The organism is Agromyces sp. NPDC060279, from assembly GCF_042726785.1.
Lineage (GTDB): Bacteria > Actinomycetota > Actinomycetes > Actinomycetales > Microbacteriaceae > Agromyces.
The window spans coordinates 1803339-1823247 of the sequence record NZ_JBHXBK010000001.1 but is presented as its reverse complement, the minus strand read 5'-3'; the positions used below and the strand labels follow the sequence as shown (position 1 = coordinate 1823247).

Sequence of the window (19909 nt, the reverse complement as noted above, 5' to 3'; positions counted from 1 at the left end):
TGCCGCCGCTCATCTTCTACGCCGTCAGACGGCCCAGCTGGGACCGCCGCAGCGAGGCCGACAAGCAGAAGCACGGCACCCACGAGGAGGACGGCTGAGCCGCGATGCGGATCCCCCGATTCGGCCCGGATCGGGGGATCTGCTAGGCTGGCTCGTTGGCTGGGTACATCCACTGCCCAGTTCGTAGGCGAATCCCTCGTATCTTCCGCGAAAGCGGTGGGCGTCGCCTGCAGACAAGAGACCTTGGGAGGGGCGATCCGCCCCTCGGTATTGGAGGAAACCAATGGCAGCAGTGTGCCAGGTGACCGGCGCCGTTCCCGGCTTCGGTCACAACATCTCGCACTCGCACCGCCGGACGAAGCGCCGCTTCGACCCGAACGTGCAGAAGAAGACGTACTACGTGCCGTCGCTTCGTCGCAACGTGACGCTCAACGTGTCCGCCAAGGGCATCAAGGTGATCGACGCCCGTGGCATCGACGCCGTCGTCCGTGACATCCAGGCTCGTGGGGTGAAGCTCTAATGGCGAAGCAGCAGGACATCCGTCCCATCATCAAGCTCCGTTCGACGGCCGGCACCGGGTACACCTACGTGACCCGCAAGAACCGTCGCAACAACCCCGACCGTCTCGTGCTCAAGAAGTACGACCCCGTGGTGCGCAAGCACGTCGACTTCCGAGAGGAGCGCTAAGACATGGCGAAGAAGAGCAAGATCGCGCGCAACAAGCAGCGCCAGGAGGTCGTGGACCGCTACGCCGCCAAGCGCGCCGAGCTGAAGAAGGCGCTCGTCGACCCGAACGGCACCGACGAGTCGCGCGAGGCCGCCCGCATCGGCCTGCAGAAGCTCCCCCGCAACGCCTCGCCGGTTCGCCTGCGCTCGCGTGACGCCATCGACGGCCGCCCCCGCGGTGTGCTCTCGAAGTTCGGCATCTCGCGTGTCCGCTTCCGCGACATGGCGCACAAGGGCGAGCTGCCCGGCATCACCAAGTCGAGCTGGTAAGCCAGCCCGCACCCGCTTCACGAGCAGGGGCGTCCCGGTTTCCGGGGCGCCCCTGCTCGCGTCCTGACTCCGTCCGCGGGGCGGCGGCGTTCGCCCTCGGCGCACGACACGCCGGTGCGAGAATGCTCGAATGACCCGGAAATCCGCGTGATTCCGGGGATTTCTGTTACATTCGAGGCGGCCTGAACGGCCCCGGGGGTGGTTGAACGATCGTTCCCGAGTTCTTCAACAAGTGCTGTTCCCACAGCGAACGTCCGAGGAGGACACTCAATGGCTGACAAGTCGCTGAACAAGACCGAGCTCGTCGCGAAGATCGCTGCCTCGACCGGTCAGAGCCAGGCCACCGTCGACGCCGTGCTCGGCGGTCTCTTCGACGCCCTCGCCGAGTCGGTCGGCTCGGGCACCAAGGTCTCCATCCCGGGTTGGCTCGCCGTCGAGCGCTCGCACCGCGCCGCTCGCACCGGCCGCAACCCGCAGACCGGCGCCACCATCGAGATCCCGGCCGGCTACTCGGTCAAGGTCACCGCGGGCTCGAAGCTCAAGGCTGCCGCCAAGTAAGACGTCGCGACGCTCGAAGGGCGATCGGCTCCGGCCGGTCGCCCTTCGTCGTCCCCGCTCCCCTCCCTGACGGAGGAACCCGGGTGGCGGAGGAGCCCCTCAGGTGCAGCGCCTAGGCTGGTGCGGTGCCCCGTTCCGTTCGTGTGCTCGGCCCCGCCGTGCTCGTCGCCGCTGCGCTCATCGCGGTCCTCGTGGGCCTCTCGTTCGGCGGCGGTGCCGACCCGGTCCTGATCCAGGACCCCGGTCCCTTCGTGCGCTGGAGCCTGCCGATCGCGAAGCTCCTCGTGAACCTCGGCGCGGCGGGCATGATCGGCTCGCTCGTGCTGGCCCTCTGGGCGCTCAGCCCCGAGCGCGAGGAGTTCAACGCGGCCCTCGACGTCGCGGCCGCCTCCGCCGCGGTGATGACCGTCGCGAGCGCCGCGGCCGGCCTCATCACCTTCCTCGACGTGACGGGCGTGCCCTTCGATCTCGGCGAGCGCTTCGGCATGCAGCTCGGCCAGTTCGTGACGAGCATCGGGCTCGGCCAGGCCTGGCTCATGACCACGCTCGTCGCCGCCGCGGTGACGGTGCTGTGCTTCGCGGTGCGCAACCACACCGCCCTCGTCTTCGTCGCCGTGCTCGCGGTCTTCTCGCTCGTGCCGCTCGCCCAGCAGGGCCACGCGGCGGGCGCCGCCGGGCACAACCAGGCGATCACCGCCCTCGGCCTGCACCTCGTGTTCGCGGCGGTCTGGCTGGGCGGGCTGCTCACGATCGTGCTGCTGCAGCGCCGCCTCGCCGGGGAACGGCTCGTCGTGGTGCTCGCTCGCTACTCCACGGTCGCGCTCATCTGCTTCATCGTCGTGGCGATCTCGGGCTACGCCAGTGCGGCGCTGCGCATCGGCAGCTGGGACGCGCTCGGCACGCCCTACGGCATCCTCGTCGTCGCGAAGGTCGGCGCGCTCATCGCGCTCGGCTGCTTCGGCGCGCTGCAGCGCACCTGGCTGATCGGGCGGATGCAGCGCAAGCAGCTCGCGGCCGAGGCATCCGCTGGCGGTCCGAAGACGGATGCCTCGGCGCGCAAGCCCTTCGCGGAGTTCTGGTGGTTCGTGGTCGCCGAGCTCGCCTTCATGGGCATCGCCTCGGGCGTGGCGTCGGCGCTCGCCCGCACCGCGACGCCGGTCTCGGAGGACGTCGCCGGCGACCTCGCCCGCACGCCCGCCGAGATCCTCACGGGCGAGCTGCTGCCGCCGTGGCCCGACTGGTACCGCTTCGTCACCGAATGGAAGCCCGACCTCATCTGGCTGCTCGCCTGCGGCTTCGGCATCTTCTTCTACCTCGCCGGGGTGCGCCGGCTGCGCCGTCGCGGCGACACATGGCCGATCTACCGCGCCGTGCTCTGGGTCTCCGGCCTGCTGCTGCTCGCGTACCTCACGAGCGGCGGGGTGAACGCCTACCAGGAGTACCTCTTCTCGGCGCACATGCTCGGCCACATGGGCCTCACGATGGCCGTGCCGGTGCTGCTCGTGCCCGGCGCCCCGGTGACGCTCATCGCGCGCGCCGTGCAGGCGCGCAAGGACGGCTCCCGCGGCGGCCGCGAGTGGGTGCTGCTCGCCGTGCACTCGAAGTTCGCCGGCATCATCGCGAACCCCTTCGTGGCGGCCGCCCTCTTCGTCGGCTCGCTCTGGGTGTTCTACTACTCGCCGCTGTTCCGCTGGTCGATGGTCGACCACATCGGGCACGAGTGGATGATCACGCACTTCCTCATCACGGGGTACCTGTTCGTGCAGTCGCTCGTGGGCATCGACCCGGTGCCCTACCGGCTGCCGTACGCGTTCCGCCTGCTGCTGCTGCTCGGGACGATGGCGTTCCACGCGTTCTTCGGCCTCGCCATCATGATGTCGACGGGGCTCATGCTCGCCGACTGGTACGGCGCGATGGGCTGGGGCACCGACGCGCTCGCCGATCAGCAGCTGGGCGGCGGCATCGCCTGGTCGATCGGCGAGATCCCGACGTTGGCGCTCGCCGTGACCGTCGCCATCCAGTGGGCGCGCAGCGACGAGAAGGAGTCCCGCCGCCGCGACCGGCACGCGGATCGCACCGGGGACGCCGAGCTCGAGGCGTACAACGCCCAGCTCGCCGCGATCGCGGAGCACGACCGGGCCCCGCGCGACTGAGCCGCGTTCGCGGCCCCGCTCGCGCTACTTCAGCTGCACCGCGATCGAGCCGTCGGGCTTGATGCGCGCGTCGAGGGCGACCGTGAAGCCGCGGTCCTCCTCGAGGGTGGAGATCTCGCCGTCGAACAGCGACTGCACCTCGACCGAGATGTGCGCGGTGCCGGCCGTGGGCGGCATCTCGAAGGCCGCCTCTCCCGCGGTGAGCGTGACGGTCGGGCTCGCGACGATCGACCAGACGGGATCGCTCAGGATGCGGTCGTCGATGTCGATGCCGAAGGGGCAGTCCGTCGGGTTCAGCACCTGCTGCTCGGTGCAGCCCGCGAGGTAGAGGTCGAGCTGCGCCTGCACGCGGTCGACGAACGCCTGCGTCGGCTGCGCGTCGACGGTGACGGCGCCGCGCACGCCCGGTTCGGCGACGGCGATGACGTGCGGCGCCTGCAGCAGCTGCGAGTCGTACTCGAACTCGTAGGCGGCGGGGGCGATCGCGAGGTACGGCGTCGTCTGCGTGAAGTTCGTCAGCTCGTCCTCGGGCTTCGTCGCCCGGGTGTCGAGGGTGAGGTCGCCGACCGTGAACTGCGGCGAGTGCGCCGCGGTGACGTCGATGATCGCGAGCGGGCTCTCAGCGAAGGCCCAGCGGTTCAGCACCCCGTAGAGTGGCTCGATCGGCTTCACCTCGAAGGTGGTCTCGGCGATGGCGGTGTCGATGCGGTAGCTGACCGTGACCGAATGCGTGCCGTCGTCGTGGGCGACGTCGTCGACGATGCGCACGTCGGCCGGCCCTGCGTCGACGATGCCGGAGCGGAGCATGGCGGTGGAGACGTCGGTCGGCAGGCCGAGCGCCTCGAGGGCCTTCGCGTCGAGGGCGACGCCCGGGGTCGTGGCCGCGGTCGCGAGATCGTCGTCGGCGATGGCCGAGAGGTAGCGCTCGACGAAGTTCGAGGCGCCGTACACGGTCTGGTTCAGCCCGCCGAGCGCCGCGAGGAAGGCGCCCCCGAGCAGCGCACCCGCGCCGACCCAGCCGATGACGGCGAGCGGCGAGATGCGCCCGCGTGCTGCGTCCCGCTTCCCCACCCGGCCAGTCTATGGGCGGCCCTCCGGCGCAGACTGAGGATGTCCCGAGCCGGAGCCCGCCCGGCGTTAGGGTGGGAGCGCGCCCGGCGGGCGCCCCGCCGCGGTTCGACGCCGCGGCATCCGCATCCGAGCAGAGATCAGCGAGCCGAGACTCCCGTGCAGTCAGTCACCCTCACCCGCGAGCAGGCCGCGGTGTTCGAGGCGATCGAGCACACCCGCGAGCACGTCTTCGTCACCGGTCGCGCCGGCACGGGCAAGTCCACGCTGCTCAGCCATCTCAACTGGCACACCACGAAGCAGATCGTCATCTGCGCGCCGACCGGCGTGGCCGCGCTGAACGTGGGCGGCCAGACCATCCACTCGCTGTTCCGCCTGCCGATCGGAGTGATCGCCGATCACGCGATCGACCAGAACGACCAGGTGCGCAAGATCCTGAACGCCATGGACACGCTCGTCATCGACGAGGTGTCGATGGTGAACGCCGACCTCATGGACGCCATGGACCGGGCGCTGCGGCAGGCGCGGCAGCGGCAGGCCGAGCCGTTCGGCGGCGTGCAGGTGGTGCTGTTCGGCGACCCGTACCAGCTCGCGCCGGTGCCGGGCGATCTCGAGGAGCGGCGCTATTTCGCCGACACCTACCGCTCGATGTGGTTCTTCGACGCGAAGGTGTGGGGTGAGACCGCGCTGCGCATCTTCGAGCTCGGCGAGGTGCACCGGCAGAGCGACGACCGTTTCAAGTACATGCTGAACGCCGTGCGGCACGGCATGGTCACGGCGGAGATCGCCGGGGTGCTGAACGAGATCGGCGCCCGGCGGCCGCTGCCCGAGCAGGGCGCGATCACCCTCGCGACGACGAACGACACCGTGAACCGCATCAACCGCGCCCAGCTGAAGCGGCTGCCCGGCGAGGCGCTTGCGAACCCGGCCGAGGTCAACGGCGACTTCGGCGGGCGGACCTTCCCCGCCGATGAGCGGCTCGAGCTGAAGGTCGGCGCGCAGGTGATGTTCCTCCGCAACGACACCGCGGTCGGGCCCGACGGGCAGCGCTGGGTGAACGGCACGATCGGCACGGTCGTCTCGCTCGACGGCGAGGTGATCGTCGACATCGACGGCGAGGAGCACGAGGTCGAGCCGGTCACCTGGGAGAAGTACCGGTACCGCTGGGATCCGGCGGCGAAGAAGCTCGAGCGCGAGATCGTGGCGGAGTTCACGCAGTTCCCGCTGCGGCTGGCGTGGGCGGTCACCATCCACAAGTCGCAGGGGGCGAGCTACGACACGGCCATCGTCGACCTGGGATCACGGGTGTTCAGCCCCGGCCAGACGTACGTGGCGCTCAGCCGGCTGACGTCGCTCGAGGGGCTCTACCTGGCGCGCCCGTTGCGGCCGAGCGACATCATCGTCGACCGCGACGTGGAGCGCTTCATGTCGGGGGCGATGCGGCCGCAGCTCGGCGAGCAGCCGTCCGCGAAGTAACCGGCCAGGGTGGTTACCCTGCTTGGAATCAGGGATGCCTCGGGGGATCCCCTGACGGGCAGCGGCGCGCCGCCGGGGTAGAATCGCAGCGGACACAAGCTAGGGGGGCTGGTGGCTGAGCAACGGCTTTCTTCGCGCGCGCGGCGTTCACGGCGTCGCGGACGCCTCGCCGGGCTCGCCGCGATGATCGCCGCAGCCGCCCTCGTGCTCACCGCCTGCACCGGGGGTGGTCCCGATCCGGCCCGCAGCTTCGACGAACTCGACCGCACCCTGCCGGACTCCACCGTCGAGCAGCTGCAGGGCGTGCTCGAGGAGGCGGTGCGCCAGAGCGGATCGAGCGGCGGGATCGCCGGCGTCTGGGCGCCGTGGTCCGGCACCTGGCAGGGCGTAACCGGCACGACCGGTTTCGAGGATCATGCGCCGAAGGTCACGCCGCAGACGAAGTTCCGCCTGACGACGGGCACCACCGAGATCACCTGCACCGTGCTGCTGCGGCTCGCCGACGCCGGCGTCGTGGAGCTCGACGACCACGTCAGCACGTACGTCGACTCGACGCCCGGCATCGAGGGCATCACGCTGCGGCAGCTCTGCCAGCAGACCTCCGGCCTGGGCGACTTCTACCCGTCCCTCAAGGGGCACTTCGCGGCCAACCCGCAGCGCATCTGGAGCGAGACCGAGCTCATCTCGGGCGGCCTCGCCGCCGGCCGCGCCGCCGAGCCGGGCGAGAGCTGGTCGCCGTCGCAGGCCGGCGTCATGCTGCTCTCGCTCGCCCTGCGCAACGCGACGGGGCGGGACTGGAACTCGCTCGCCGAGGACTACGTCTTCGGCCCGCTCGGGATGGACGACACGACCCTCCCCGCGCCCGACGACGTCGACCACCACGGCATGCTCGGCGGCTACCTCGCGAAGCCCGGCCCCGACGGCGCCACCGACTGCACCGCGAAGTACGACGACTCGAAGCAGTCGAGCTCGATGGGCGGCGCCGCGGCCGGCGCCGTCACCACGCTGGCCGACGCGCAGGCGCTCAGCGAGGCCTTCGCCACCGGCGCGCTGCTCGACGAGCGCTTCGCGCGGGAGCAGTGGACCCTCGTCCCGATGAGCGGCGACGCGCCCGCCTGGCAGGGCTACGGCCTCGGCGGCGCGCAGTACGGCCCCATGCGCGGCATCGCCGGTGAGGGCCCCGGCGCGCTCACCGCCGCGTTCACCGACCCGAAGTCCGGGCTCACCGTGGTCGTCGCGCTGAACGACTCGACCTCGGGCGCCGACTTCGTCCGCGAGGTGGCGTTCGCGCTCGCCTCGATCGCCTCGAAGGCGGAGGCGGCGCCCGATCACGAACGCCCGATGGTCGAGCTGCCCTGGTCGCTCGACCAGGCGGAGACCAAGATGGCGGAGCTCGCGGTCTGCCCGGCCGAGGAGGTCGCGGCGGCGGAGTGAGGGCGGGCCATCCGTCGCTCGCTCGAAGAGGAGATGAGACCGATGTGCCGATGGCTCGCGTACTCCGGTGACCCCCTGCAGATCTCACGGGTGGTGCTCGATACGAAGCACTCGCTCGTGGCCCAGTCGCTGAACTCGCCGCTCGGCGCCGAGACGGTGAACGGCGACGGCTTCGGGCTCGGCTGGTACGGGCCGTCCCGCGACCCGGGCGACGCCCCGGCGGTGTTCCACAGCATCGAGCCGGCCTGGCACGACGAGAACCTGCGCGAGCTCGCGCAGGCCGTCGAGAGCCAGCTGTTCTTCGCCCATGTGCGGGCGGCGGCCGGGCCGCCCATCCAGCAGACGAACTGCCACCCCTTCCGGTACGGCCGGTGGCTCTTCATGCACAACGGGGCCATCGCGGGCTTCTCCGCGATGAAGCGGGAGCTCCTGCTCGAGGTCGCGCCGGAGTTCTTCCTCGGCATCCGCGGCACCACCGACTCGGAGCTCGTGTTCCATCTCGCGCTCACGTACGGGCTCATGGACGACCCGGTCGAGGCCATGGCCCGCACGCTGCGGCGCATCGAGGAGGCGGGTCGCGGGTACGGCGTCGCCGCCGCGGTGCAGGGCACCTTCGCGGTGACCGACGGGGCGACGGTCTGGGCGTTCCGCTACTCGAGCGAGCACCGCAGCCGCACGCTGTTCCACTCGGAGGACATCGATGTGCTGCGCGCCATGTACCCCGATTTCGAGCGCTTGCGCGTCTTCGGCACCCGCGCGCGGCTGATCGTGAGCGAGCCGCTCAACGACCTGCCGGGCGCGTTCATCGAGGTGCCCGAGTCGACTGCGGTCGTGGTGACCCCGGACGGCGCCTACGAGCACCAGCCGTTCCTCGCCCCCGTCTGACCGCCCCCAAACCACCGAGTTGCCCGACTTTCATGAAAGTCGGGCAACTCGGTGGTTCAGGGTGCGGGGGCGGCGGGATGCCGCGGGTCAGAGCCGGAGGTCGGGGTCGTCGCCCAGGGTACCGTCGCGGCCGAACTGCGGGGCGGCGCCGGGTGCGGCGTCGTGCACCTCGCCGCGCCAGGCGCCGGTCGGCGTCTCGCGGCGCTCGATGAACTCCTTGAAGTTCTGCAGGTCTCGCTTCACCATCACGTCGTCGAGCTGCAGCGCCGCGCCGGCCTTCTCGACGAAGCCCTCGGGCTCCCACTCCATGGTCAGCTCGACGCGGGTGCGCCCGTCGGCCTCGGGGCGGAAGGCGACCCGGCCGCGATGCGCGACCTCGCTCACGCTGCGCCAGGCGACGTGCTCGTCGGGCACCTGGTCGGAGATCTCGGCGTCGAACTCGCGGCGCACGCCGCCGAAGCTCACCACCCAGTGCGTCAGCGCGTCGTCGATCTGGGTGATCGAGTCGACGCCGCTCAGGAACTCGGGGAACGACTCGAACTGCGTCCACTGGTCGTAGGCGGTGCGGACCGGCACGTCCACGTCGATGTCGGCGGTGATCGTGGTGCTCATCTCGGCACTCCTCTCGTCGGTGTTCGGTTCGTCAGCGACGGTACGGACGCCGGCTGAGGAAGCCGAGGGGCTTGCGGATGCCGGGGCGAGCGGGTAGCGCGCGAGGCATCCGTTCCCTTGTTCCACTCCCCTGAAACACCGAAACCCCGAGTTGCCCGACTTTCATGGAAGTCGGGCAACTCGGGGTTCTGATGTCTGCTGGACCGGGTCGGCGGCTCAGACGCCGCGGCGACCCGCGATCGCTCGGATCAGCCAGCTGATCACGGCGATCGCCAGCAGCACGAGTCCCACCCACAGCAGGAAGTTCAGCGACTGCACGAGTCCGCCGGTGATCGCCAGGATGATGGCGATGATGACGATGATGATCAGCAGGATGTTCATTGGAACCCCTTCCTCGGGACGGCGCATCCGACGTGAATGCCCGATGGCAACGAGTCCAAGCTAGGGGAGTTCCGACGAGGCCCTCTGGGGGTTGACGCGGACGCTTCAGACGTGCAAATGCGCGGGAATCCGGGGGAGGCGGCCCGTTTGTCGCGGCTGCCGCCGAGTGTCAACCCCCTGCAGCGGCGTCCCCCGCGCTGCCTACCGTTGGTGCGTACATCGAGCAACGACGACGAAGATCGCCGAGGAGGAGACCATGGCACGCACCACGACCCTCATCGACCCCACCACGAAGCACCCACGGGGTCCATTTCCGAGGCAGGAGCAATCCGCGCCCGGGGTGACGGCCGACATGACCCCGAAGCCGGACCACGGCGAGGAGAGTTACCGCGGCTCGGGGCGCCTGCAGGGGCGCCGCGCGCTCATCACCGGAGGCGACTCGGGCATCGGCCGAGCGACCGCGATCGCGTTCGCCCGGGAGGGCGCCGACGTCGCGATCGGCTACCTGGAGTCCGAGCACGCCGACGCCGAAGAGACCGCCCGCTGGATCGAGGACGCCGGCAGCCAGGCGCTGCTGCTGCCGGGGGACCTGCGCTCGGAAGCGCACTGCGAGCAGATGATCGAGCGGGTGAGCTCGACCTTCGGGGGCATCGACCTGCTCGTGCTGAACGCGGCGCACCAGCGCGACCGCGGCGGCATCGACGAGATCCCGACCGACGACTTCGAGACCGTCATGCGGGTGAACCTGTTCGCCCCGGTCTTCCTCGCGCGGGCCGCCGTGCCGAAGCTGCGCCCGGGATCGAGCATCATCACCACCGCGTCGATCCAGGGATTCGACCCCTCCTCCCGGCTCGTCGACTACGCCATGACGAAGGCGGCGCTCGTCGCGTTCACGAAGGCGCTCGCCGAGGAGCTCGGGCCGCGGGGCATCCGCGTCAACGCCGTGGCGCCGGGCCCGATCTGGACGCCGCTGATCCCCGCGACCGGATGGCCCGACAAGCTGCCGCAGTTCGGCAAGAACACGCCGTTGGGCCGCGCCGGGCAGCCCGCCGAGCTCGCCGGCGCGTACGTCTACCTGGCGTCGGAGGACGCCTCCTACGTCTCGGGCGCGGTCCTGCCGGTCACCGGCGGGCGCGGCCTCTGACGGGGGACGGCGATGCCGCGGCTGCGCCGGGTCCAGCCGTACACCTCACCCGGCTACCAGCGGCGGCGGCGCGGCTCCGGCTTCGAGTACCGGCACGCCGACGGCGGGCTCGCCGGGCGCGCCGAGCGGCGGCGCATCGAGGAGCTCGCGATCCCGCCGGCCTGGACCGACGTCTGGATCGCGGAGGCCCCGAACGCGCACATCCTCGCGGTCGGGGTCGACGCGGCTGGGCGCCGACAGTACCGCTACCACCCGGCCTGGCGGGAGCGGCAGGACGCCGAGAAGTTCGAGCGGATGACGGAGCTCGCCCGCGTGCTGCCCGATGCCCGCCGCTCGGTGCGGCGGCAGCTCGCGGCCGAGGGGCGCGGGCGGGAGCGTGCGCTCGCCGCGGCCTTCCGCACGCTCGACCTCGGGGCGCTCCGCGTCGGCGGCGAGGAATACCTGCTCGCCGCCCGCACGCGCGGCCTGACGACGCTGCTCATGCGGAACGCGAGTGTCGACGGGGAGCTCGTTCGGCTGCGGTTCCGGGCGAAGGGCGGAGCGCTGCACCGGATCGAGCTCGCCGACGCGGGTCTCGTCGGCTTCGTCGAATCCGGGGCGGATGCGCGGCCGAGTTCGCGGCTCTTCAGCTGGCGGGCGGAGGCGGCGGCCCGCTCCGCGCTGCGGGCCATCACCGCGAGCGAGGTGAACGACGACATCCGGGAGCGCACGGGCGGCGACTTCACGGCCAAGGACTTCCGCACCCTGCGCGGCACGCTCGCCGCCGCCGAGCACCTGGCCGCCGAGGGACCGCTCGGCACGAAGCGGGCGCGGAGCGCGGCGATCCGGGGCGCGTACGTCGCGGCATCCGAGGTGCTGCACAACACGCCCACGATCGCGAAGTCGAGCTACGTCGATCCGCGCGTCGTGCGCGCCTACGAGTCCGGCTTCGTGCTCGAGACGAGCCGACGCCCCGAGGCGGCGCTCGTCGCCCTCCTCGAGGAGGAGCGCGTCGACGAGGCGGGGTGAGGCGGGAAACCCTGTCAACCCCGTGCGGAACCGCGGCGGCTCGCCGAGCATGGGGCCCATGACCTCGATCTGGGATGCCTCGGCCGTGCCGCAGTCGGACACCGGGCAGGGACCGCCGCCCGAGGAGTGCGACGTCGTCGTGATCGGTGCCGGCGTCGTCGGCGTGAGCGCGGCGGTGCGGCTCGCCCGCGCGGGCCGGCGGGTCGCGGTCATCGCCGACGGAGAGCCGGGCGGCGGCACCACCGGGCGCTCGACCGGCAAGCTGACCCTGCTGCAGGGCACCCGGCTCAGCCAGGTGCGTCACGGAGCGTCCGAGGCGGTGGCCGCCGCCTACCTCGAGGCCGGGCGGGTCGGTCTCGACTGGCTGGCGGCGCTCGGGCTGCCGCAGGGCGACGCCTGGCGCACCGCGCCGGCGTACACGGCCGCGACCACCGAGGAGGGGGCGGCGAAGGTGCAGGCGGAGTTCGAGACCGCGAGCGCGCTCGGACTCCCGGTGCAGCGGGCGGATGCCTTGGAGTCGCCCTTCCCGGCCGAGCTGGTCGTGCGGCTCGACGGGCAGGTCATGGCCGACCCGATGGTGCTCGTCGCACGGCTCGTCCAGGAGGCGACGGCCGCCGGGGCGGTCTTCGTCACGAGGTGCCGAGTGACCCGGGTGGAGGTCGACGGCGATCACGTCCACCTCACCACCGAGCGCGGGGCGGTGCGGGCCGGCCACGCGATCGTCGCGACCGGCAGCCCCATCGTCGACCGCGGCGGCGACTTCGCACGCCTCAAGGCCTCGCGCTCCCGGGTCGCCGTGTTCCGGGCGCCCGGCGCCGTGCTGCGGGGCATGCACCTGACCGTTGACGCCGAACCCCGCTCGCTGCGCCCCGTCACCCGCGACGGGGTGGACTATCTGCTCGCGGCCGGATCGGCCTCGGTCGTCGGCCGCGCGCACTCGACCGCCGCGCTCGCCGAGGAGCTGCGGGCCGCCGTGATCGAGCGTTTCCCCGACGCGGAGCCGGTGGCGGAGTGGGCGGCGCAGGACTACGAGTCGCTCGACGGCGCGCCGTACGCGGGCCCGGTCGGCGGCTCCGGCCGCATCCACGTCGCGACGGGCTTCGGCAAGTGGGGGCTCACGGTCGGCGCCGCCGCAGCGCTCGCCGTCGCCGACGGCATCCTGGACCACCGTCCGGACTGGGCGGACCGGCTCTTCGACCGCCGTCCGACGCTCGGCGGCGCCGCCACCGCGATCAGCTGGAACGCGCAGGTCGCCGGGCGCCTCGTGGGCGGTCTCGCGGCGAGCGCCGTGATCGGCGATCGACCTCCGGCGGAGGGGGAGGGCCGGGTCGAGGTGGACGGCGTGCACCCGGTCGCGGTGAGCCGGGTCGACGGCACGGTGCGGAAGGTCTCGGCGATCTGCACCCACCTCGGCGGGGTGCTCGCGTGGAACGACGCGGAGTGCAGCTGGGACTGCCCGCTGCACGGGTCGCGCTTCACCGCCGACGGTCGTCGCCTCGAGGGGCCGGCCGAGCGCGATCTCGAACCGCGCGGGTGACGGTCGTGCGGCATCCCGCGCGCGCCTTCCATATCGTCCAGGAGCTGTCAATCCCTTGGGCGTTCGCGCGGGGGGATGCGACCGTGGAGTGGTCGGCGCCGAACGGGCGCCGAAGGGCGAACCGACATCGAGGGGAGACCGACCATGGGACTCGGAGACAAGGCCAAGCACGCCGCTGAGGAGCTCGCCGGCAAGGCGAAGCAGGGCATCGGCAAGGCGACCGGCAACGAGGAGCTCGAGGCCGAGGGCCGCGCGGACGAGGCGAAGGCCGATCTCAAGCAGGCCGGAGACAAGGCCAAGGATGCCGGCAATGACGTGAAGGACGCCTTCACGGGTCGGGACTGACGGCAACGTACGAGGCCCGGGACGACCGCAGGTCGCCCGGGCCTCTGCCGTCGGCCGGGCCGACCAGGACGCACGCACGATGAGCATGTACCCAGGGGAGGAGACGACATGCCCAAGCAGACACTCGAAAGCCCGCAGGACCTCCTGCACTTCCAGCTCCGCACGGCGATGACGATGGAGAACGACTCGCTCGCGGCGCTCCAGGAGCTCGCGGGGGCGGTGAAGAGTGCGGAGATCCGCAAGCTCTTCAAGCACCACCAGGACGAGACGAAGGAGCAGATCGCCAATCTGCAGCAGGCGTTCCGCCTGCTCGAGTTCAAGGAGTCCACGGCACCGTCGCCGAGCACGAAGGGCATCAGCAAGCAGGCCGCGTCGCTGCTCGAGCGCAGCGCACCCAAGCTCCGAGACCAGGTGGCGCTCGCGAGCGCGCTGGGCAACGAGCACTACGAGATCTCGGCCTATGAGGGCCTGATCATCCCGGTCGCCGCCATGGGTGCGACCGAGGTCGAGCAGCTCCTCCGGGCGAACCTGGAGCAGGAGCAGCACACCAGCGAGGAGCTGCGAAAGACCCTGCAGACGCTCGTCGGCTGAGCCGCCGACCCACCACCGACGTGCCCGACTTCCATGGAAGTCGGGCACGTCGTGTCGTAGAATGGTGCTTGCGAAGGGCACTAGCCCCGAGAAGTTGGCCTGGCAGTCTTCCGGACGGTATGACGAGCCAGGCCCGCGCAGTTAAGTCAGCCGTCGCGTGCCCCGGACCAGCGGTGCTGCGCGTTTCAGCCAGTCCCCGCCGCTCTGGTAGCACCAGGCGACAGCGTCGCTCACCCACAGCAATGGGCGCTCCTGCGGCGCCGCGTGTTCATAGCGGAGTCCGTCGAGGTAGTTGTTCCGGACCAGAGCATTGCGAACGATTCGTCGGTCTGCGTCTGCGACGGAGTCGTCTCGCTCCATGCACAGGCGTGTTGCGCCGGACGAGGCGAGGTCATCGACCAGGGCGTCGAGGCAGAGCTTCCGTGCAGCTCGGTCCGTCAGACCCGTCGCGGTGTAGAGCTGGACGCTGACGCCGAGCGACTGCATCCTCGAGAGAAGCGATCTCCGGGATGAATCGCTTTCGCGGACGAAGTGGATCCGCCGCTGGCCGCGACGCACGAGCTGCCGGAGTTCCTTCTCTGTCGCGATGACGTCGTGCTCGGTGACTGCGGCCGCAGCGATGTAGTAGCCACGCGCCTTCGACTCGTCGATGAAGACATGGGATCGGGCGTCGAAGACGGTCACGAGTCAACGGTAGCGGGGGATGCAAGGTGGGCAGCAGTGAGGATGCCAGCTTTGCCCTGAATACGCGACTGTGTGGTCGATTCGGGAAGTGGTGCGGGATTTCGGGATTCCAGATTCATGCTCAAGAATGGACCTCGGACGACGACCGCGCGATCTGCTCGGGCGTCGCGGGTGATCGGTGGAGGGGGCCATGGCCGGCAGCAGCATGCGCTCCCCGTGGACTCGTCCGCTCGACATCGAGACGGCGGGGCCGATGCGCCCGTTCGCTCGTCGCGCCGACCTCTTCGCGTTCCTCGTGTCGAGCGTCGCGCTCGCGCTCATCTCGGCGCTCATGTGCGCGGAAGGCGATCATCTGCGGGCCTCGGTGCTGGCGACGAGCCTCTCCGCGGAGACGGTCGACACCGTCGCGGCGCATGCGGTTGCGGCGCCGGCCGTGATCGCCGTCGGCATGTTCCTGCTCGGGCTGCTGCGGCTCGCCGCGGGCCGGCGCGCCTGGTCGTGTCCAGGCGTGGGGGTGCTGTTGATGCTGGTGAACTACCTCGTCTGCGGCACCATTCTCGCGTTCTGATTCCTCGCCGATAGGTCAGTGAGAACTGTATAGTCAGTGCATGCTGACGCTTGCGACCCGTCTCGACGTGCTGACCCGCCTGGGGCGGGCGATGGCCGACCCGACCCGCTCGCGCATCCTGCTCTCCCTGCTCGAACGCCCGGGATACCCGGCCGAGCTCGCGCGCGAACTCGAGCTGACCCGCACGAACGTCTCGAACCACCTCGCCTGCCTCCGCGGCTGCGGGCTCGTCGTGGCGGCGCCCGAGGGGCGTCGCACCCGCTACGAGATCGCCGACCCGCACCTCGCCCGGGCCATCGGAGAACTGGTCGAGACGGTGCTCGCCGTCGATGACGGGGCGCCCTGTCTCGACGCGCACTGCGAGGTGCCGCTCTGCTGCGGCCCCGGCGCCGCATGAGCGAGGAGTGCTGCGGCCCCGCGGACGACGACACGGGCGTCGACCACCAGGCGGATGCCTCGCGGCCGCCGTGGTGGCGCGATCCGGCGTTGCTCCCCTCTGCCGTCTCAGGGCTCGCCCTCGTCGCGGGCACCGCGCTCGACTGGTCCGGCCTCGGCATCCCGGGTCTCGTGCTGCAGTGGCTCGCGCTGCTCGCCGGCGCGTGGGCTTTCGTGCCTGGTGCGGTGCGGCGTCTGCTGCGGGGCCGGCTCGGCGTCGGGCTGCTGATGACGATCGCGGCGACCGGGGCCGTGCTGCTCGGGCACGTCGGCGAGGCCGCCGCGCTCGCCTTCCTCTTCTCGCTCGCCGAGGCGCTCGAAGACCGCGCGATGGACCGCGCCAAGGAAGGCCTGCGCGCGCTGCTGGCACTCGTGCCCGGGCGCGTGCGGGTGCTCCGCTCGGGCGAGGAGGGCCTCATTCCGGCGGCCCAGTTGCGTGTCGGCGACCTCCTGCTCGTCGGCGCCGGCGAGCGCATCGGCACCGACGGCGTCGTAGTCGAGGGGCGGTCGGCCGTCGATGCCTCCGCGGTCACCGGTGAGTCGATCCCGGTTGCGATCGGTCCAGGCGATGCGGTGCCCGCGGGCGCCGTGAACGGCGCCGGCACGGTCCGCATCGAGGCGGCCGCCGACGGTCGCGACAACTCGCTCACGCAGATCGTCGCCCTCGTCGAGCAGGCGCACGCGCGCTCGGGCGAGCGGGCGCGCCTCGCCGACCGCATCGCGCGCCCCCTCGTGCCCGCGGTGCTGGTGGTGGCGGCCCTCGTCGCCCTGTTCGGATTCCTCGTCGGTGATCCCGGCACCTGGGTGGAGCGCGCGCTCGTGGTGCTCGTCGCGGCCTCCCCGTGCGCGCTGGCGATCGCCGTGCCGGTCACGGTCATCAGCGCGATCGGCGCGGCCTCGAAGCTCGGCGTCGTCGTGAAGTCGGGCGAGGCCTTCGAGCGGCTCGGGACGATCCGATGCCTCGCCATCGACAAGACGGGCACGCTCACGCGCAACGAGCCGACCGTCGTCGACGTGCGGGTCGCCCGAGGCTGCGATCGCGACCGCGTGCTCACCCTCGCCGCCGCGCTCGAGGCGGGCAGCACGCATCCGCTCGCCGCGGCCGTCACCGCTGCGGCGCCCGTGCCGGCCGGGAGCGGCGGGTTCGGTGAACGTCGAGCGAGCGAGGTCGTCGAGGATGCGGGGCACGGGATCGCCGGTCGCGTCGATGGCGTGCGCGTGCGGGTCGGCGGCGTCCGCTGGCTCCCACCGGCCGAGCTGCAGGCGGATGCCGAGGCGATGGCCGCGGCCGGCATGACCGTCGTCGTGGTCGAACTCGACGGGGAGGTCGCCGGACTCCTCGGCGTGCGCGACGAGCTCCGGCCGGAGGCCGCGGAGGCGATCCGCATGCTCGCCGAGCAGGGCATCGACGCGGTCATGCTCACCGGCGACGACGGGCGTACGGCGCGGGCGCTCGCCGCGCAGGCGGGCATCGCCGAGGTGCGCGCCGAGCAGCTGCCCGCCGACAAGGCCGCCGCCGTGCAGGCGATGCTTGCCGAGCGGCCCACCGCCATGGTCGGCGACGGCATCAACGACGCCCCCGCGCTCGCGACGGCGACGGTCGGCATCGCGATGGGGGTGCACGGATCCGCGGCGGCGGTGGAGTCGGCGGACGTCGCGTTCATGGGGCACGACCTGCGGCTCCTCCCCGTCGCTTTCGCGCACGCCCGTCGCGGCCGGCGCATCATGACGTGGAACATCGGGCTCGCGCTCGCGATCATCGTCGTGCTGTTCCCGCTCGCGCTGTTCGGCGTGCTCGGACTCGCGGGCGTCGTCCTCGTGCACGAGGTGGCGGAGCTCGTGGTGATCCTCAACGGCATCCGGGCGGCCCGCCGCCCCCGCGCGCTCAGCCGGGCTTGAGGGACCGCCCGGTCCGGTTTGGAGGCCATGGTCAACGAGAGCGCCGAGGCGCTTCGCCGTGGCACTCTCGAACCATCAAGGATTCCGGGCAGGCCGCCCGGGATGAGCGCGCGGGCCGCGGTCGCACCGCCCCTGAAGTTGGGCTGATGCAGTTGTGAAAATGGGGCAGTGTCGTTGCGTCCCTGCTAGAAGTGGAAGCACACACCCACCGCGGAAGCTACATGTTGCGCGCTGACGAAGACCCGATTCAGATCGTGCCCTACGACCGCACGTACGCGCGCGCCGATTTCGATTGCGGCGAGGTGTCTGTGAACCGCTGGCTACAAGAGAACGCCACCCAATCAGAGAAGCGGGGTACCACGCGCACCTTCCTCGCCGTGCGCGACGGTGTCGTCCTCGGCTACTACTGCACAAAGACGTACGAGCTGACACCCGACGAGCATGCCGCCACGTTTGGCCTCGGCTCCAGCAAGTACCCGGTACCTGCCGTACTCATCGCTCAGCTCGGGGTGACCAAGGCTGAGAGTGGAACCGGGCTCGGGACTCGCCTTTTGGTTGACGCGCTGCAACGCATTCTGGGGGTGAGCTTTGACGTCGGGTTCCAACTCGTGATCGTCGATGCACTGAGTCTCGACGTCAGCGCCTTCTACCGAAAACTCGGCTTCCAGCCCTTCGAAGACCATCCGCTTCGACTGTTCATGACCGTGGCAAATCTCCGAGCAACCTTCGAAGCAGCTGAGTAACCCTTCACGCCAGTCAGCCACCCTGCTAATGTACACACGACGTACGTACATATTGTTCTACGTGGATGTGTAAGGAAACGCCGCCTTGAAGACCGAACGCCTGAATCTCCGCATCTCAGAGGAGTCCCGCTTTATGCTGACTGCCGCAGCAGAGCTGCAGCAGCAGGACGTCACCTCATTCGTTCTCGGAGCCGCCATGGAGCGTGCCCGCGAAGTCCACCTCCAGGACACCCTTCTCAAGCTCACCCCGCACGAGGTGAATCAGATCGACCAAGCCCTCAGCGAACCGGCGGCTGCTTCGAAGCCCCTTGCTGACCTCGTCCGAAGGGTCCGGGCGGCCCAAGAGGCTGGAGCACTGTCCCGCTGACGCATGAGCATCTTGGGGCCCGGAGCCGTTGGCTCCGGGCCCCTTACGCTCGCCGTGTGTTCTTACGTTCGCCGGGTGTTCGGATATTCCCATCCTGCGCTCGCCACCAGGACCGGTGGCGAAGTCTGTAGGCGACTGGCAGGCCGATGGGCGCCAGGTAGTTGATTCATCGACTGTGGCTTTCAGTAGCAAGCCCTCTGGCACCGGCAGCCAGATCGTCGATATCGAAGGCGAGTTCGTTGGCGGTACGGTGTGCGCTAGCTCCATCGAGATCGTCCGTGATGCTGATGGCGAAGCTCGAGCTGTTGATTCCGTCTCCTGGATTCCTCGTCAGGTTCTTATTCCCTTGGGACTTTCCCGGGCGGACCTGCTGCGATGTGGAGCAGGCCCGCCCATTGGTTCTACGGGTTGATCGGCTGCCTGCCGAAGTCTCGCGAGGCGCCGGCGTCGTCCTCGTGCACGAGGTGGCGGAGGTCGTGGTGATCCTCAACGGCATCCGGGCGGCCCGCCGCCCCCGCGCGCTCAGCCGGGCTTGAGGGACCGCCCGGTCCGGTTTGCTATCTTGGCGAGGACCCCGACCCCAGGGAGCCCCGGTGCCGACGCCCTCGACCGCGCTCGTGCCGCTGCGTGCGGCGCTGCTCGCGATGCTGCTCGTCGTCGGGACGTGCGCGGCACTGCTGTTCGGGCACGCGCTCGAGGCGGGGCACGCCGGGCCGGCGGCCCATGGCTCCAGCCTGAGCGCGCCGGCGGCGTACGGGGGCGTCGCGGTCGAGGCCTCCTCGTCGCCGGCGGCGCCCGACAGCAGCGGTGACGGGCTGCTGGCCCTCTGCCTCGGCGTCGGCTGCGCGATCGTGCTGCTGCTGGTCGGCCCTCGTCTGCGCGCCGCACCGGTGCTGCTCGCGCGTCGATCCGTCCGCCTCCAGCGGCGCACGCCCCAGCGCCCGCCCGCGGGTCCGGCACCGGCGGTGGCGCTGGACGCGCTCGGCATCAGTCGGACCTGAGCCGCCCGTCGATGCCGCGCCGGC

The 19909-nt window shown here is 71.0% G+C and carries 23 protein-coding genes; 19 read left to right on the top strand and 4 right to left on the bottom strand.

Annotation, left to right across the window (positions count from 1 at the left end):
• Positions 1-283 precede the first annotated feature (283 nt).
• From rpmB to ACFWE1_RS08690, 5 genes are all read left to right on the top strand, one after another.
• On the top strand, positions 284-520 hold the full coding sequence (gene rpmB / locus ACFWE1_RS08710) for a 50S ribosomal protein L28 (RefSeq protein ID WP_251204587.1): 237 nt from the start codon (positions 284-286) through the stop codon (positions 518-520).
• Positions 520-687 (top strand): 50S ribosomal protein L33, encoded by a 168-nt coding sequence (gene rpmG, locus ACFWE1_RS08705; protein WP_021760158.1) that lies wholly within the window; start codon positions 520-522, stop codon positions 685-687. Before rpmB ends, rpmG begins: the two co-directional genes overlap by 1 nt.
• Before the next feature lie 3 nt (positions 688-690).
• On the top strand, positions 691-996 hold the full coding sequence (gene rpsN / locus ACFWE1_RS08700; protein ID WP_243569993.1) for a 30S ribosomal protein S14: 306 nt from the start codon (positions 691-693) through the stop codon (positions 994-996).
• A gap of 270 nt (positions 997-1266) precedes the next feature.
• Positions 1267-1554: an HU family DNA-binding protein gene (locus ACFWE1_RS08695; RefSeq protein ID WP_251204586.1), complete on the top strand. Its 288-nt coding sequence runs from the start codon at positions 1267-1269 to the stop codon at positions 1552-1554.
• 125 nt (positions 1555-1679) lie between these two features.
• The gene (locus ACFWE1_RS08690; protein ID WP_376933040.1) at positions 1680-3707 is read left to right on the top strand and encodes a cytochrome c oxidase assembly protein; all 2028 of its coding nucleotides are present in this window, start codon (positions 1680-1682) and stop codon (positions 3705-3707) included.
• A gap of 24 nt (positions 3708-3731) precedes the next feature.
• Here the strand turns inward: ACFWE1_RS08690 and ACFWE1_RS08685 are convergent, their stop codons facing one another.
• Positions 3732-4778 carry a hypothetical protein gene (locus ACFWE1_RS08685; protein WP_376933039.1) on the bottom strand — a complete coding sequence of 349 codons (1047 nt, stop codon included), beginning with the start codon at positions 4776-4778 and terminating at the stop codon, positions 3732-3734.
• A gap of 156 nt (positions 4779-4934) precedes the next feature.
• Here ACFWE1_RS08685 and ACFWE1_RS08680 point away from each other — a divergent pair, with 156 nt between their 5' ends.
• The 3 genes from ACFWE1_RS08680 to ACFWE1_RS08670 all read left to right on the top strand — a co-directional run bounded on the left by ACFWE1_RS08680 (position 4935) and on the right by ACFWE1_RS08670 (position 8570).
• Positions 4935-6251 (top strand): ATP-dependent RecD-like DNA helicase, encoded by a 1317-nt coding sequence (locus tag ACFWE1_RS08680; protein WP_376933038.1) that lies wholly within the window; start codon positions 4935-4937, stop codon positions 6249-6251.
• Positions 6252-6434: 183 nt separating this feature from the next.
• The gene (locus ACFWE1_RS08675; RefSeq protein ID WP_376933037.1) at positions 6435-7685 is read left to right on the top strand and encodes a serine hydrolase domain-containing protein; all 1251 of its coding nucleotides are present in this window, start codon (positions 6435-6437) and stop codon (positions 7683-7685) included.
• A gap of 42 nt (positions 7686-7727) precedes the next feature.
• The gene (locus tag ACFWE1_RS08670; protein ID WP_376933036.1) at positions 7728-8570 is read left to right on the top strand and encodes a class II glutamine amidotransferase; all 843 of its coding nucleotides are present in this window, start codon (positions 7728-7730) and stop codon (positions 8568-8570) included.
• An 87-nt stretch (positions 8571-8657) separates the two neighbouring features.
• Here the strand turns inward: ACFWE1_RS08670 and ACFWE1_RS08665 are convergent, their stop codons facing one another.
• On the bottom strand, positions 8658-9182 hold the full coding sequence (locus ACFWE1_RS08665) for an SRPBCC family protein (RefSeq protein WP_376933035.1): 525 nt from the start codon (positions 9180-9182) through the stop codon (positions 8658-8660).
• A gap of 216 nt (positions 9183-9398) precedes the next feature.
• The gene (locus ACFWE1_RS08660; protein ID WP_243570000.1) at positions 9399-9563 is read right to left on the bottom strand and encodes a hypothetical protein; all 165 of its coding nucleotides are present in this window, start codon (positions 9561-9563) and stop codon (positions 9399-9401) included.
• 256 nt (positions 9564-9819) lie between these two features.
• Between ACFWE1_RS08660 and ACFWE1_RS08655 the strand changes: the two genes are divergently transcribed.
• From ACFWE1_RS08655 to ACFWE1_RS08635, 5 genes are all read left to right on the top strand, one after another.
• Entirely contained in the window at positions 9820-10707 is an 888-nt protein-coding gene (locus tag ACFWE1_RS08655) for an SDR family oxidoreductase (RefSeq protein WP_376933034.1), read from the top strand.
• Positions 10708-10719: 12 nt separating this feature from the next.
• Positions 10720-11715, top strand: a complete 996-nt coding sequence (locus ACFWE1_RS08650; RefSeq protein WP_376933033.1) for a DNA topoisomerase IB — start codon at positions 10720-10722, stop codon at positions 11713-11715.
• A gap of 58 nt (positions 11716-11773) precedes the next feature.
• The gene (locus ACFWE1_RS08645; protein WP_376933032.1) at positions 11774-13252 is read left to right on the top strand and encodes an FAD-dependent oxidoreductase; all 1479 of its coding nucleotides are present in this window, start codon (positions 11774-11776) and stop codon (positions 13250-13252) included.
• Between the two features lie 144 nt (positions 13253-13396).
• Positions 13397-13597: a CsbD family protein gene (locus ACFWE1_RS08640; RefSeq protein WP_243570024.1), complete on the top strand. Its 201-nt coding sequence runs from the start codon at positions 13397-13399 to the stop codon at positions 13595-13597.
• Positions 13598-13705: 108 nt separating this feature from the next.
• Positions 13706-14188, top strand: a complete 483-nt coding sequence (locus tag ACFWE1_RS08635; RefSeq protein ID WP_376933031.1) for a ferritin-like domain-containing protein — start codon at positions 13706-13708, stop codon at positions 14186-14188.
• Between the two features lie 141 nt (positions 14189-14329).
• Here the strand turns inward: ACFWE1_RS08635 and ACFWE1_RS08630 are convergent, their stop codons facing one another.
• Positions 14330-14872, bottom strand: a complete 543-nt coding sequence (locus ACFWE1_RS08630; protein WP_376933030.1) for a hypothetical protein — start codon at positions 14870-14872, stop codon at positions 14330-14332.
• A gap of 190 nt (positions 14873-15062) precedes the next feature.
• Here ACFWE1_RS08630 and ACFWE1_RS08625 point away from each other — a divergent pair, with 190 nt between their 5' ends.
• From ACFWE1_RS08625 to ACFWE1_RS08600, 6 genes are all read left to right on the top strand, one after another.
• The gene (locus ACFWE1_RS08625; protein WP_376933029.1) at positions 15063-15440 is read left to right on the top strand and encodes a hypothetical protein; all 378 of its coding nucleotides are present in this window, start codon (positions 15063-15065) and stop codon (positions 15438-15440) included.
• A gap of 40 nt (positions 15441-15480) precedes the next feature.
• The gene (locus ACFWE1_RS08620) at positions 15481-15837 is read left to right on the top strand and encodes an ArsR/SmtB family transcription factor (RefSeq protein WP_376933028.1); all 357 of its coding nucleotides are present in this window, start codon (positions 15481-15483) and stop codon (positions 15835-15837) included.
• Positions 15834-17774: a heavy metal translocating P-type ATPase gene (locus tag ACFWE1_RS08615; RefSeq protein WP_376933027.1), complete on the top strand. Its 1941-nt coding sequence runs from the start codon at positions 15834-15836 to the stop codon at positions 17772-17774. The genes ACFWE1_RS08620 and ACFWE1_RS08615 overlap by 4 nt, the downstream gene beginning before the upstream one ends.
• Positions 17775-17995: 221 nt before the next feature.
• Positions 17996-18517, top strand: a complete 522-nt coding sequence (locus ACFWE1_RS08610) for a GNAT family N-acetyltransferase (protein ID WP_376933026.1) — start codon at positions 17996-17998, stop codon at positions 18515-18517.
• An 85-nt stretch (positions 18518-18602) separates the two neighbouring features.
• Complete coding sequence (locus tag ACFWE1_RS08605) at positions 18603-18884, top strand: DUF1778 domain-containing protein (protein WP_376933025.1); 282 nt, start codon at positions 18603-18605, stop codon at positions 18882-18884.
• A gap of 593 nt (positions 18885-19477) precedes the next feature.
• The gene (locus tag ACFWE1_RS08600; RefSeq protein WP_376933024.1) at positions 19478-19885 is read left to right on the top strand and encodes a hypothetical protein; all 408 of its coding nucleotides are present in this window, start codon (positions 19478-19480) and stop codon (positions 19883-19885) included.
• Positions 19886-19909 lie beyond the last annotated feature (24 nt).

Excerpts from the sequence above, each read along its gene's own strand:
- rpmB (WP_251204587.1), top strand. The coding sequence starts at position 284 with ATGGCAGCAGTGTGCCAGGTGACCGGCGCCGTTCCCGGCTTCGGTCAC.
- rpmG (WP_021760158.1), top strand. The coding sequence starts at position 520 with ATGGCGAAGCAGCAGGACATCCGTCCCATCATCAAGCTCCGTTCGACG.
- rpsN (WP_243569993.1), top strand. The coding sequence starts at position 691 with ATGGCGAAGAAGAGCAAGATCGCGCGCAACAAGCAGCGCCAGGAGGTC.
- ACFWE1_RS08695 (WP_251204586.1), top strand. The coding sequence starts at position 1,267 with ATGGCTGACAAGTCGCTGAACAAGACCGAGCTCGTCGCGAAGATCGCT.
- ACFWE1_RS08675 (WP_376933037.1), top strand. The coding sequence starts at position 6,435 with ATGATCGCCGCAGCCGCCCTCGTGCTCACCGCCTGCACCGGGGGTGGT.
- ACFWE1_RS08670 (WP_376933036.1), top strand. The coding sequence starts at position 7,728 with ATGTGCCGATGGCTCGCGTACTCCGGTGACCCCCTGCAGATCTCACGG.
- ACFWE1_RS08665 (WP_376933035.1), bottom strand. The coding sequence starts at position 9,182 with ATGAGCACCACGATCACCGCCGACATCGACGTGGACGTGCCGGTCCGC.
- ACFWE1_RS08660 (WP_243570000.1), bottom strand. The coding sequence starts at position 9,563 with ATGAACATCCTGCTGATCATCATCGTCATCATCGCCATCATCCTGGCG.
- ACFWE1_RS08655 (WP_376933034.1), top strand. The coding sequence starts at position 9,820 with ATGGCACGCACCACGACCCTCATCGACCCCACCACGAAGCACCCACGG.
- ACFWE1_RS08650 (WP_376933033.1), top strand. The coding sequence starts at position 10,720 with ATGCCGCGGCTGCGCCGGGTCCAGCCGTACACCTCACCCGGCTACCAG.
- ACFWE1_RS08645 (WP_376933032.1), top strand. The coding sequence starts at position 11,774 with ATGACCTCGATCTGGGATGCCTCGGCCGTGCCGCAGTCGGACACCGGG.
- ACFWE1_RS08640 (WP_243570024.1), top strand. The coding sequence starts at position 13,397 with ATGGGACTCGGAGACAAGGCCAAGCACGCCGCTGAGGAGCTCGCCGGC.
- ACFWE1_RS08635 (WP_376933031.1), top strand. The coding sequence starts at position 13,706 with ATGCCCAAGCAGACACTCGAAAGCCCGCAGGACCTCCTGCACTTCCAG.
- ACFWE1_RS08625 (WP_376933029.1), top strand. The coding sequence starts at position 15,063 with ATGGCCGGCAGCAGCATGCGCTCCCCGTGGACTCGTCCGCTCGACATC.
- ACFWE1_RS08620 (WP_376933028.1), top strand. The coding sequence starts at position 15,481 with ATGCTGACGCTTGCGACCCGTCTCGACGTGCTGACCCGCCTGGGGCGG.
- ACFWE1_RS08615 (WP_376933027.1), top strand. The coding sequence starts at position 15,834 with ATGAGCGAGGAGTGCTGCGGCCCCGCGGACGACGACACGGGCGTCGAC.
- ACFWE1_RS08610 (WP_376933026.1), top strand. The coding sequence starts at position 17,996 with ATGTTGCGCGCTGACGAAGACCCGATTCAGATCGTGCCCTACGACCGC.